The organism is Streptomyces sp. NPDC045026, assembly GCF_056432625.1.
The window spans coordinates 791,530-802,825 of the sequence record NZ_JBWKIS010000001.1 but is presented as its reverse complement, the minus strand read 5'-3'; the positions used below and the strand labels follow the sequence as shown (position 1 = coordinate 802,825).

Annotated in this window: 12 protein-coding genes; 7 read left to right on the top strand and 5 right to left on the bottom strand. The window is 69.1% G+C overall.

Going from position 1 to position 11,296, the window contains the following annotated elements; all coding sequences use genetic code 11:
• Positions 1-185: 185 nt before the first annotated feature.
• The 3 genes from AC07EJ_RS03600 to AC07EJ_RS03590 all read right to left on the bottom strand — a co-directional run bounded on the left by AC07EJ_RS03600 (position 186) and on the right by AC07EJ_RS03590 (position 3,468).
• Complete coding sequence (locus tag AC07EJ_RS03600) at positions 186-998, bottom strand: SDR family oxidoreductase (RefSeq protein WP_389479330.1); 813 nt, start codon at positions 996-998, stop codon at positions 186-188.
• A gap of 123 nt (positions 999-1,121) precedes the next feature.
• Positions 1,122-2,630, bottom strand: coding sequence for a long-chain-fatty-acid--CoA ligase (locus AC07EJ_RS03595; RefSeq protein ID WP_478883654.1), 1,509 nt, complete (start codon positions 2,628-2,630; stop codon positions 1,122-1,124).
• 19 nt (positions 2,631-2,649) lie between these two features.
• Positions 2,650-3,468 carry an enoyl-CoA hydratase-related protein gene (locus AC07EJ_RS03590; RefSeq protein WP_389479326.1) on the bottom strand — a complete coding sequence of 273 codons (819 nt, stop codon included), beginning with the start codon at positions 3,466-3,468 and terminating at the stop codon, positions 2,650-2,652.
• Between the two features lie 150 nt (positions 3,469-3,618).
• Between AC07EJ_RS03590 and AC07EJ_RS03585 the strand changes: the two genes are divergently transcribed.
• A complete protein-coding gene (locus AC07EJ_RS03585; RefSeq protein WP_478883653.1) occupies positions 3,619-4,569 on the top strand; it encodes an alpha/beta fold hydrolase in 951 nt (316 codons plus the stop codon).
• A 55-nt stretch (positions 4,570-4,624) separates the two neighbouring features.
• Positions 4,625-5,281, top strand: a complete 657-nt coding sequence (locus tag AC07EJ_RS03580; protein WP_389479321.1) for a TetR/AcrR family transcriptional regulator — start codon at positions 4,625-4,627, stop codon at positions 5,279-5,281.
• 32 nt (positions 5,282-5,313) lie between these two features.
• On the opposite strand, the gene AC07EJ_RS03575 is transcribed toward AC07EJ_RS03580, so the two are convergent.
• Positions 5,314-6,519 carry a cysteine desulfurase-like protein gene (locus AC07EJ_RS03575; protein WP_478883652.1) on the bottom strand — a complete coding sequence of 402 codons (1,206 nt, stop codon included), beginning with the start codon at positions 6,517-6,519 and terminating at the stop codon, positions 5,314-5,316.
• A 94-nt stretch (positions 6,520-6,613) separates the two neighbouring features.
• Here AC07EJ_RS03575 and AC07EJ_RS03570 point away from each other — a divergent pair, with 94 nt between their 5' ends.
• Genes AC07EJ_RS03570 through AC07EJ_RS03560 form a run of 3 tightly spaced genes read left to right on the top strand, consistent with a single transcriptional unit; the run spans position 6,614 to position 8,773 of the window.
• Positions 6,614-7,129, top strand: coding sequence for a MarR family winged helix-turn-helix transcriptional regulator (locus AC07EJ_RS03570; RefSeq protein WP_478883651.1), 516 nt, complete (start codon positions 6,614-6,616; stop codon positions 7,127-7,129).
• The gene (locus tag AC07EJ_RS03565) at positions 7,126-7,962 is read left to right on the top strand and encodes an ABC transporter ATP-binding protein (RefSeq protein WP_389479316.1); all 837 of its coding nucleotides are present in this window, start codon (positions 7,126-7,128) and stop codon (positions 7,960-7,962) included. Before AC07EJ_RS03570 ends, AC07EJ_RS03565 begins: the two co-directional genes overlap by 4 nt.
• A complete protein-coding gene (locus AC07EJ_RS03560) occupies positions 7,922-8,773 on the top strand; it encodes an ABC transporter permease (protein ID WP_389479313.1) in 852 nt (283 codons plus the stop codon). The genes AC07EJ_RS03565 and AC07EJ_RS03560 overlap by 41 nt, the downstream gene beginning before the upstream one ends.
• Positions 8,774-8,812: 39 nt before the next feature.
• Here the strand turns inward: AC07EJ_RS03560 and AC07EJ_RS03555 are convergent, their stop codons facing one another.
• Entirely contained in the window at positions 8,813-10,045 is a 1,233-nt protein-coding gene (locus AC07EJ_RS03555) for an erythromycin esterase family protein (RefSeq protein ID WP_478883650.1), read from the bottom strand.
• Positions 10,046-10,113: 68 nt separating this feature from the next.
• On the opposite strand from AC07EJ_RS03555, the gene AC07EJ_RS03550 reads away from it, so the two are divergent.
• Together AC07EJ_RS03550 and AC07EJ_RS03545 are read left to right on the top strand one after the other, a co-directional pair.
• Complete coding sequence (locus AC07EJ_RS03550; RefSeq protein WP_389479309.1) at positions 10,114-10,863, top strand: TioE family transcriptional regulator; 750 nt, start codon at positions 10,114-10,116, stop codon at positions 10,861-10,863.
• 107 nt (positions 10,864-10,970) lie between these two features.
• Positions 10,971-11,192 carry a hypothetical protein gene (locus AC07EJ_RS03545; RefSeq protein ID WP_389479307.1) on the top strand — a complete coding sequence of 74 codons (222 nt, stop codon included), beginning with the start codon at positions 10,971-10,973 and terminating at the stop codon, positions 11,190-11,192.
• Positions 11,193-11,296 lie beyond the last annotated feature (104 nt).

Genomic DNA, 11,296 nt, shown 5'->3' with positions numbered 1-11,296 from the left:
AGGGTCAGACGGGCATTACGGTGGGACATGAAGGCCTCCGTGCGGTGAAGATTCGACACCTCCACCACACACGGAGGCCTTCGCCCTCTTCAAGGCCCGCGCGTGTCAACAACGCTCATGCTCAATACACCTAGGCGTCGCCGTCCGGGCCGAGGCGGTGCGCGGCATCGATGTGCCGCCTCAGGTCACTTCACTGATTCCTGATAGCGCCGCATGCCGCGAAGCCACCGGTCGTAGTCACTGCCCTTGTGGCGGTAGAAGTCGAGTACCTGCGGGTGCGGAAGCACGAGGAACTGTTCGCCGCCGACCGCCTCCATCACACGGTCGGCGACATCGAGCGGCCTCAGCAACTCTCCCGAGTCCAACACGGCGCGGGCGGCGGCGCGTTCGACCGGATCGTCCGACCGGGTGCCGGCCATGAGCAGTTCCGTCTCGACCCCCTGAGGACACAGGCAGCTCACCCGCACCCCTCGATCCCCGTACGTGACCGAGAGCCACTCGGCGAACGCCACCGCGCCGTGCTTGCTGACGGAGTACGTCGCGGAGCCGATCTGCGTGAGCAGCCCGGCGGCCGACGCCGTGCTGAAGAAGTAGCCGGCGCCGCGCTCCACCCAGCGTGGCACCAGCAGCTTCGCGGCACGCACGTGGGCCATCACATTGACGTCGAGCGCGCGACTCCACTCCTCCTCGCTCGCGTCGAGTCCCGCGCCACCACCGACCCCGGCATTGGCGAAGTACAGGTCGACCGGTCCGAACCGCTCCTCGGCCACATCGACGATCCGCTCCAGGTCCGCCGTCGACGCCGCGTTGCCCGCCACTCCCCCGACCCGCTCGCCGTGCGAACCGGCGAGCTGCTCGACCGTCGCCTCGAGGCGGCCGGCGTCGAGGTCCGTCAGCAGGACGCCTTGAGCGTCGTGTTCGAGGAGGCGTTGCGCAATGGCGGCGCCGATGCCGCCCGCCGCTCCCGTGACGATCGCGACTTTCCCGTTGATCTGCACGAACTCTCCCGTTCGGTTGCTCGACCGTCTCTCCTCAGGCCCCTACACGGTAATTGAATCCGGTGTCACCTTCAATGGCTCGCCGCCTTGCCACAGAGACGACCTGGCCCGCGCAGGGCCCACTCATTCCACGTCCGCCTTCAGCAGCGCCGGATCGATCGCGCGCTTGAGGATCTTCCCAGTTGCTCCCTTCGGCAGTTCGTCCACTACGGCGACCAGGTGGGGCACCTTGTAGGCGGAGAGACGTTCCTTGGCCCATGCGCGCAGTTCGGCCACGCCGAGGCGGGCGCCGGGCCGTATCGCGATGACGGCCGCGACCTCTTCGCCGTAGAACTCGTCGGGAACCCCTATGACGGCCGCTTCGACGATGTCAGGGTGTTCGTACAGGACCTCCTCGACCTCGCGCGGGTAGACGTTGTAGCCGCCGCGGATGACGAGATCCTTCTTGCGGTCGACGATGCGCAGGTCTCCGTCGTCGTCCATGGCGCCGAGGTCTCCGGTGCGCAGCCACCCGTCGCACAGGGCCTCGGCGGTGGCATCGGGGCGGTTCCAGTAACCCTTCATCACGACGGGGCCCTTGATGTGCACCTCGCCGACCTGGCCGGGCGGCAGGTCATGACCGTCGTCGTCCCGTACGGAGATGGCGCAGCCGGGCAGGGCCCGTCCCACCCGGCCCGGCTTCGCCGGCCGGCCCGCGAGATGGCAGGTGGCGGCGCCGGTGGTTTCGGTCAGTCCGTATCCCTCGACGATGGTGCAGCCGAACCGCTTCTCGAAGGTGCGCATCACCTCCACCGGCAGCGAGGCTCCGCCGGAGGACGCCAGACGCAGGCCGGTGAAGTCGGCGCCGGTGTCGTCGGCCGCGCACAGAAGGGCGTTCCACATGGTGGGTACGCCCGCGATGAACGTGGGGTGATCGCGGCGGATCATGGCCAGCATGGCGGACGGGTGGAAGCGTTCGAGCAGGGTGAGACTGCCGCCCGCGCGCATCGTGGTGGCCATCACGCACGCCTGCCCGAAGACGTGGAACAGGGGCAGGCCGGTCACGGCGCGGTCCTCGGCGGTGATGGCGTGCACGTCGCAGAAGACCGCCGCGCAGGCGTTGAGATTGCCGTGCGTGAGCTGGGCGCCCTTGGGCCGCCCGGTGGTGCCGGAGGTGTAGAGGAGAGCGGCGGTGTCGTCGTCCTCGGCGGGGTGCACATCCAGGATCGCGGGTGTCCCGGTCAGGCTGGTCCGGGTGAGGCCTGGCAGCAACTCCCAGTACGGGACGGACAGTTCGTCAGCAGCCTTCTTCGGCGCCGGAGTGATCGTGTGCCAGCCCAGGACGAACGACACCCCCGCATCGCCCCCTACGTACGCCAACTCCCTGTGCGGAGCCATGGTGTTGGCCGTGACGGCGATGGCTCCGGCGGCGAGGATCCCGTAGTAGGCGCAAGCGAACTCGGGCACCGAGGGCGCGACGAGCAGGACTCTGTCGCCGGGGCGTACGCCCTGTTCCGCCAGGCGGCCCGCGACGGCGGCGGCGCGCTCGCGGAGCCGGCCGTAGGTCCATTCCTCGCCGTCCTCCCCGCGCAGGGCGATGCGGTCGGGTGCGGACGAGGCGTGATTCCAGACTGGTGCGGCAGCGTTGGCCATGCGGGGCGACCTTCCGGGCTCACTTGGGGTCGAGGGGGCGGAATGCGGGCGCGCGGCCCTCCAGATAGCTGGCGACGCCCTCCACGGAGTCGGCTCGGCCGAAGGCCTCCGGCATGAGCGCGTCCGCCGCGTCGGCAGCCGTGACGAAGTCGGAATCGAGGGCTTGGAGCACTTGTCGTTTCATGATGCTCATCGATGCGGGTGAGGACCAGGTGGCCAGTTCGGTGGCGTACTCCACCGCGGCGTCCAGGAGTTGATCCGCCTCGACGACCTTGTTGACCAGACCCATGTCGTACGCCTCCGTACCGCGCACCACGCGCCCGGAAAGCAGCAGGTCCATGGCCCGGCTCTGGCCGATGAGGCGCGGGAGCAGCCATGCGATGCCGTACTCGGCTATCAGGCCGCGCCGCGCGAACGCCGTCGTGAACTTGGCGTCGGGTGTACTCAGACGGATATCGCAGTAAAGGGCTTCCACCAGCCCGAGTCCGGCCGCGGCGCCGTTGACGGCCGCGATGAGGGGCTTGCGCAGGGTCAGCGGGAACCACCGGGGGCGCTCCCTCTCCGGCAGGGAGCCCTCCGTCGACTCCACTTTCGCGCGGGCCTGTCGCAGGTCGTCCATGTCGGCTCCCGCGCAGAATCCGCGGCCCGCTCCGGTGAGGACGACCGCCCGCACCCCGGGATCCGCCTCGGCTTGGTCGAGGAGACCGAAGTAGCGTGCTTCCAACTCGTCGTTCCAGGCGTTGAGGCGGTCCGGGCGGTTGAGCGTGAGCACGAGCACGGGCCCTCGCCGCTCCGCCAGAACCGTCGTCGACTGGGCTGCCTGGATGCTTCCGGTCACCGTCGTGGTCTCCTCGTCAGCGGTTCAGGTCTCGGGCCCGCCTCATGTATATTTGAACTCAACGTCAAGTTCAACACCTACGACACGCCCCCTTGCCGGCGTGAGTTCCTTGCGCCAGCGCAGCATGCGAACGACAGGAGTTCCGAGCACATGGCGACGCATTCGACGCACATGCCGATCACCGACTGGGAGCGCATCGCGGCACGGGATGTCACGACCAACGGCATCACCCTCCGCGTCTTCGAACACGGCGAAGCACGGCCGGACAGGCCGCCCGTGGTCCTGTGTCACGGCTTTCCCGAGCTGGCCTTCTCCTGGCGGCATCAGGTGCCCGCCCTCGCCGCGGCGGGGTACCGCGTCCTGGTTCCCGACATGCGCGGATACGGCGGCAGCTCGCGCCCCGACGACGTCGACGCCTACGACATCCTGACGCTCTGCGCCGACCTGGCCGGACTCCTCGACGACGCCGGCGCGGACGACGCCGTCTTCGTCGGACACGACTGGGGCGCCTCCGTGGTGTGGAACATGGCCTTGCTCCATCCCGAGCGGGTACGCGCGGTGGCGGGGATGAGCGTGCCGGCAACACCGCGCGCCCCGGCCCCGCCGCTGCCCATCCTGCGCTCACGCAACGGCGACGACTTCTACATCGCATGGTTCCAGGAACCGGGCGTGGCCGACCGGGCGCTGAGCCAGAACGTGCGCAGGACGCTCATCGCGAGGGAGATCTACTCCGCCAAGTGGGCCGCCATGCCCGACGACCAGTTGCCGCCTCCGCGATGGCTGAGCGACGAGGAACTCACCTATTACGTCAAGACGTTCGAGGAGACCGGCTTCACCGGTGGCCTCAACTACTACCGCAACCTCGATCGCAACTGGACGTTGACCGAGCACCTGGACGGCCGCCTCATCACACAGCCGTCGCTGTTCATCACCGGGTCGAAGGACCCCGTGGGGAAGTTCATGCCCGCGCACGGACTCGACCGGGTGCTCACCGAACTCCGTGGACACGTAGTCATCGACGGTGCCGGCCACTGGATCCAGCAGGAGCGGCCCGCGGAAGTGAACGCCGCGCTCCTGGAGTTCCTCTCCACCCTCGGCTGATAGCATCCGCTGCCACCGGTGATGTACATGATCGAACAAGAGTGGATGGACCGCAGTGGCTGCCCAGACCCCGGCCGCGGACGGCGGCCAGAAACAACCGATCACGCCACGCAGCGCGCGCGGTCTCAGGACTCGTAACGCGCTGATCACCGCCGCCCGCGAGGTTTTCGAACGCGACGGATATCTGGACGCCCGGATCACGGACATCTCCAAGGCGGCCCATGTCGCCTCCGGGTCCTTCTACACGTACTTCAACAGCAAGGAAGAGATCTTCCAGGCGCTAGTCGAGCAGGTGCAGGAGGAGATGCTCCACCCGCACCTGCGCGAGCGCACCGGCATCACCGACACCCGGCAGCTCATCGACGCCTCGAACCGCGAGTACCTGCGCGCGTACAAGAAGAACGCGCGCCTCATGGGGCTGTTCGAGCAAGTGGCCCAGGTAGACGAGAAGTTCATGGCACTGCGTATCGAGCGCGGCAACGCCTTCGCCCGCCGCAACGCCAAGCTGATCTCGGCGCTGCAGGCGAGCGGCGAGGCCGACACGAGCCTCGATCCGCTGATCACGGCACACGCCCTGTCCGTCATGGTGAGCCGCATGGCCTACATGGTGTTCGTGCGGGGCGAGCGCATCCCCTTCGAGCGGCTGGTCACGACCCTCAACAAGATCTGGGAGAACGGCCTCCAGCTCACGCCCTCCGATCCGGAGCGCTGACCGTCGCGCCGGCCGCCCACGGGACAGGCGCGTCAGAGGAGCAGGAACGACGAAAGACCCTTGAGCAACCTGTCCACGTCATCGGCGGAGTTGTACGGCGCCAAGCCCACTCGCAGAGCGGGGCTCTCCAGTTTCATGGCGGCGAAGGTCTCGTAGGCGTAGAACGATCCGGCGGTGGCCAGGACGTCGCGCGCCGCGAGATGGACCTGGGCGTCGCGGGCCTCGCGGCCTTCGATGGTCATCAGAAGGGTCGGGGTTCGGTCGGCCGCCTTCGAGTGCACGGTGATGGCGTCGCCCAGTGCGCGTAGCCCGTCTTCGAGTCTCGTGCGCAGCGCCCGCTCGTGCTCGTGCAGGGAGCCCAGCGCATGTGCGAGCCGCTCCCTGCGTGTGGTCCCTGGGCCCGGGTCCATCGCCGCGAGGAAGTCCACGGCGGCCGTGGCGCCCGCCAGGATCTCGTAGGGCAGCGTGCCGAACTCGAAGCGCTCCGGCACGGTGTCGGGGGAAGGCTCGAGCTTGTCGGGGTGGATGGTTTCGAGGAGTTCGGGCGCTGCCGCGAGCACCGCGCAGTGCGGTCCGAGGAACTTGTACGGGGAGCAGACGAACAGGTCCGCGCCCAGCGCGGGCACGTCGACCAGGTGGTGGGCTGTGTAGTGCACCCCGTCCACGTACACGAGGGCGCCGACCTCGTGCGCCCGGTCGGCGATCCGGCGCAGCGGCGGCTTGGTGCCGAGCACGTTCGAGGCCGCCGTGACGGCGACAAGGCGCGTCCGGGGCGACAGCGCCCGCTCGAACGAACCGAGGTCGAGTTCCGCACGCTCGCCGTCGATGTCGATCCAGCGGACCGTCACTCCGGCACGCCCGGCAGCCTGGACCCAGGGGCGGACGTTGGAGTCGTGATCGAGGCGGCTGAGGACGATCTCATCGCCCGCCTTCCAGCCTTTGGCCAGGTGCCGGGAGAAGTCATACGTCAGCTGGGTGGCGCTGCGCCCGTGGACGACGCCGTCGGCGGGCACATGGAGCAGGTCGGCGTAGGCGGCGCGGAAGTCCGTGACGGCGCGCTCGGCGTTGAGCTCGGAGCGGCTGACTACCCCCCGGTTGGACAGAGGGCCGGTCAGTGTCGCGGCTACGGCGTCGGCGACAGGGCGGGGGGTCTGCGTCCCGCCCGGCCCGTCGAAGAAGGCAAGGCCGTGGTCCAGGGCGGGGAAGTGGGCCCGGAGTGCATTCGGGTCGATGGCCATGGCCTCAGCTTTCTGGAGAGGGGAAAGGCTCCGTGCGCCCACCGTAGGCCGTCGGGGTCTGTGAATAGCTCGTACACAGAGCTAAACTTGTTCCATGGCCACGGACGAGCTGGCAGATTCCTTCGCCGACGTACTCGCCGCCGTGCAACGCCTGTCCCGGCGCAGGCTTCGGCACGGTCTGAGCGCGCCGCTCTTGCGCGGCGCCCAGGTAGAGCTCCTCCGCCTGGTGGTCGACCGGCCCGGCATCGGCGTATCGGCCTCCGCGCGGGAACTGCGGCTCGCCGGGAACTCCGTGTCCACGCTCGTCAACCAACTGGTCAAGGCCGGCTTTCTGCGCCGCGAGACCGATCCGTCGGACCGCAGGTCGGCGCTGCTGTACGCGACCCCCGCCGCCGCGGCCCGGTTGCGCGACTGGCAGATCCGCCGGAGCACGTTGATGCGGGAGCAACTGGCGGCGCTCGGCCCGCCGGACCGGGCCGCGCTCGCCGCCGCGCTGCCGGCCCTGCGCAAGCTCGCCGACAACCTGCACGAGGACCGAACGCCCACCATCCGCACGGATGGTGAAACGCCCCGCGCAGTACGGGGAGAGCAGGGAGGTGCACGGGCATGAGCGAGGACCCCGCGGTCTGCTGCCGCGAACTGGAGTACGCGTTCGGTGAGACCCGGGCCGTGGACGGCCTCGATCTCACGGTCGGGCAGGGCGAGGTCTTCGGACTGCTCGGACCCAACGGCGCCGGCAAGACCACCGCGATCCGCTGCATCACCACTCTGCTGCCGGTGCCGCGCGGCAGCGTATCCGTGTTCGGGCACGACGCGGCGACCGAGCAGATGGCCGTCCGCCGGCTCCTTGGGTACGTGCCACAGCAACTGTCCGCCGACTCCGGCCTGACGGGGCGGGAGAACGTGACGCTGTTCGCCCGCGTCTTCGACGTGTCCCGGCGCGAACGAGGCCGCCGGGTGTCCCAGGCACTCGCCGCGGTCGACCTCACGGACGCCGCGGACCGGCTCGCCAAGACCTACTCGGGCGGCATGGTGCGCCGGCTGGAACTCGCCCAGGCACTGGTGAGCGCTCCCCGTCTGCTGATCCTCGACGAACCCACCATCGGGCTCGACCCGATCGCGCGGACCAACGTCTGGGACCACATCAACGCGGTCCGACGCGCCACCGGCATGACCGTCCTGGTCACGACCCACTACATGGACGAGGCCGACCAGCACTGCGACCGGCTCGCGCTCATGCACCGCGGCCGCGTGCACGCTCTCGGCACGCCCGACGGACTCCGGCGCGACCTGCACGAGCAGCGCGGGAACGCCGGATCCGACGAGCCGTGGCCGACCTTGGAGGACGTCTTCCGCGACGTCGCCGGCCGCGGACTCGACAGCGAAGGTGGTGATTTCCGCGATGTCCGCAGCACCCGCCGCACCGCGTCCAGGCTCGGCTGACCCGGCCGAGTTCGACCTGCTCCTCACCCCGCCCACGGCCCGTACCGGATGGCGCGTGGCACCGGCCCGCGTGATCGCCCTGTGCGCCGTCGAACTCCAAAAGCTCCGGCACGACCGTTCGGAGCTGTACACCCGAGCGGTCCAACCGGCTCTGTGGCTGCTGGTGTTCGGAGAAACCTTCACCCGGATCAAGGCGATCCCGACCCACGGCATCCCCTATATCGACTACCTCGCGCCCGGCATCATCGCCCAGTCCGCGATGTTCATCGCCATCTTCTACGGCATCATGATCATCTGGGAGCGGGACGCGGGCATCCTGACGAAGCTCCTCGTCACCCCCACCCCACGCGCGGCGCTCATCACGGGCAAGGCCTTCGCCGCCGGTGTCAAAGCACTGATCCAGGCCGTCGTCGTGATCGTCATCGCGGCGCTCCTCGGCGTCGCCCTGACCTGGAACCCGCTGCGGCTGCTCGGCGTGGCCGTCGCGGTGGTGCTCGGCTCGGCGTTCTTCGCCTGCCTGTCGATGACCATCGCCGGCATCGTCCTCACCCGCGACCGCCTGATGGGCATCGGCCAGGCCATCACCATGCCGCTCTTCTTCGCGTCCAACGCCCTCTACCCGATCGCGCTCATGCCAGGCTGGCTCCAGGCGATCAGCCGTATCAACCCGCTCAGCTACCAAGTCGACGCACTGCGTGGCCTGTTGCTGGGCACACCCGCCCATCTTCCCCTGGACTACGCGGTACTTACGCTGGCCGCCGCCCTCGGCATCATCGCCGCGTCCTCGCTGCTGCCCCGACTGGCGAGGTAGGCAGCACTCCGTGCGGGCGCGGGTGTCCCCCAGGACCTCTCAATGCCCGAGTTCCGGGAACACATGGGTGGGGACGTCCTTGACGAACACGATCCCGTCACTTGCGGTCAGGTGGGCCGGGTCAAAGGGGGCGTAGCCGTAGTAGGGGGACACGCGGGCGGCCGGCTGAGTATCGCCTAGGGCGGCGGCCAGGCGGGGGGCGTCGACGACACAGCGGTCCTCCGGGAGTGTGCACAGGAGTCCTTCTACGGTGTCCGGCGGCGGGGTATCCACTCCCCGATGCCGGAGCGTGCCGAGGGCCGTGGCCACGAAGGCGTATCCCTCGCCGAGCCGGGCGCTCACGAGCGCACCGGCGCTCCACCACTGCACCGGCCCCTGCCACATCTGCATCGTGCTCTTCTCCCGCTGGAGATGGGAGTTGTGGGCGTGGATGAGCGTCGGGCCCCGATCGGCGAGGGCGAGGAGGTTGTGGGCCATCATCAGATCCCGCAGCGCGCACAGCCACGTCATGCGGGCCGGTGAGGTGTCGGCCATCCAGCGGTGGTAGCGCAGCAGGCCGGTCGCGGTGCGTCCGTACAGGCGTGCCCGGTCGCAGTCGTCCCGCGAGGTGGTCGCCGGCAGGTGCGGTGCCTGCGCATCGAGCAGAGCCACGAGATCGTCGGCAAGCAGCCGCAGTCGGTCGGCCTCGGCCGACTGCCCGACAGACTGGGACGGGTCCATCATCGCGGCGGAATCGGTCCACCGGTCGTCGGCGCCGAGCAGGCTGTCGAGCGTTTCCGCGGTGCAGGGAAGCAGGTCCGCGTCCACCTGGGCCGACAGGTATCCGTGGAGTGCGGTGAGGGCCTGCCGGGGGCTCTCGGCGCCGGTGATCTCCAACGGGCCGTCGAAACCGGCGAAGCGCAGCCGCTCGGACGGGGGCCGGCCTTCGTTGAACGCGCGCATCCAGCACACGAGTTCACGATTGGCAGCGGACGCGCCGAGCCCGAGGTCAGGGTGGCTGAATCCGCGCTCCATGACGTCGTCGAGGGTGCCCGTGCCCATGGTCACGTAGTCGTCCACCACCAGGCCCCTCATACAGTCGCTCTCGATCGCGATCGTCCGGTAGCCCTCCTGCTCGACGAGCTGCCGGAACAGCTCGTTGCGCAGTTCGAGCAGGGTCTCCTCGCCGTGGGTGGGCTCCCCCAGAGCGAGCAGCCGCGGCCGTCCCGGAAGCAGCCTCACGACGGCAGCCGCCTCGACGGCCTGGACAGTGTCCTTGATGTCAGTAGCCATGCCTTAAACGCTATCGTTTAACCTTCGATGTAAAGTTTTTCGCGATTTCGGCAGGATTCAGCAGGCTCATGGCGTCAAAGCTTCAAAGCGGTGTGCGGCTCAGGCCGGTTGATCTGGCACGCGAGCACGGTCTGTCCACGCAGGCGATCAGGAACTACGAGGAGGCCGGCATCCTTCCGGCGGCCGGTCGGACACCCCACGGCTACCGCACCTATACCTCGCTGCACGCGGGGGCTTTGCGCGCTTTCCTCGCCCTGTTGCCCGGTCACGGCCACCGGACGGCGACATCGATCATGCGGGCGGTGAACGAGGGCGCGGCCGAGGAGGCGTTCCGCCTCATCGACGAGAGCCACGTCCAGCTCCTCGACGACCGCCGGACCCTCCAGGCCGTGGAGAACGCCCTTGGTGATCTGGAGCCCTCCACGGCGCCGGAGCCCCGTGCGGGGTCCGATCCGGCCGCGACGACCGGGTCCGGCGGCACGTTCATCGGGCCGCTGGCGGACAAGCTCGGAATCCGGCCCGCGACGCTGCGCAAATGGGAGCACGCCGGGTTGGTGACCCCGCGCCGTGACCCGCTGACCGGGTACCGCGTCTACGACGAGGCCGACGTGCGGGACGCGCGGCTGGCCCATCAACTCAGGCGGGGCGGCTACCTGCTGGAGCAGATCGCCCCGCTGATCGCCCAGGTGCGGGCGGCCGGCGGGCTCGAGCCGCTGGAGGCCGCACTGTGCGACTGGCGCGGCCGGTTGTCCGCGCGCGGGCGGGCGATGCTGACCGGCGCCGCCGAGCTGGAGGCGTACCTCCGCGAGCGCGGCTGAGACTGCGGTCGGCCGGCGGAGAGGGTAGGGGTCACGCCGTAGGGCTCAGTGGGTCCGTGGCCTGCAGCCGGCGGGCGAAATCGGTGCTCCCGCCGTAACGTCGAACCATGTCCGTGAATCTCGTAGTGCTTGGCAAAGAGGGTCAGACCTCGGAGAACCAAGGCGAGGTGCTGCACTTCGTCGACGGCAAGGATGGCCAGTTCTCGTACTCGATCGACGCCGGTGCGCTGCTCGTATGGAAGGCAGATCCCCGTGCCACGACGAGGGTTGAGGTGGCCTACGCCCCCCACGCATGGATCAAGGCCAGCGGGGCCCGCAAGGACAGTTGACCAGCGGGCCGCACCGGTCTGCCGTCAGTCCTAGCGCCGTCAGCTCCCTTCCCCACTCTCCCTATTCCTGATAGGAACACTTCTAACAGGCATAGTGGTGATGG

Excerpts from the sequence above, each read along its gene's own strand:
- AC07EJ_RS03595 (WP_478883654.1), bottom strand. The coding sequence starts at position 2,630 with ATGGCCAACGCTGCCGCACCAGTCTGGAATCACGCCTCGTCCGCACCC.
- AC07EJ_RS03585 (WP_478883653.1), top strand. The coding sequence starts at position 3,619 with ATGGCGACGCATTCGACGCACATGCCGATCACCGACTGGGAGCGCATC.
- AC07EJ_RS03575 (WP_478883652.1), bottom strand. The coding sequence starts at position 6,519 with ATGGCCATCGACCCGAATGCACTCCGGGCCCACTTCCCCGCCCTGGAC.
- AC07EJ_RS03570 (WP_478883651.1), top strand. The coding sequence starts at position 6,614 with ATGGCCACGGACGAGCTGGCAGATTCCTTCGCCGACGTACTCGCCGCC.
- AC07EJ_RS03565 (WP_389479316.1), top strand. The coding sequence starts at position 7,126 with ATGAGCGAGGACCCCGCGGTCTGCTGCCGCGAACTGGAGTACGCGTTC.
- AC07EJ_RS03560 (WP_389479313.1), top strand. The coding sequence starts at position 7,922 with ATGTCCGCAGCACCCGCCGCACCGCGTCCAGGCTCGGCTGACCCGGCC.
- AC07EJ_RS03555 (WP_478883650.1), bottom strand. The coding sequence starts at position 10,045 with ATGGCTACTGACATCAAGGACACTGTCCAGGCCGTCGAGGCGGCTGCC.
- AC07EJ_RS03550 (WP_389479309.1), top strand. The coding sequence starts at position 10,114 with ATGGCGTCAAAGCTTCAAAGCGGTGTGCGGCTCAGGCCGGTTGATCTG.
- AC07EJ_RS03545 (WP_389479307.1), top strand. The coding sequence starts at position 10,971 with ATGTCCGTGAATCTCGTAGTGCTTGGCAAAGAGGGTCAGACCTCGGAG.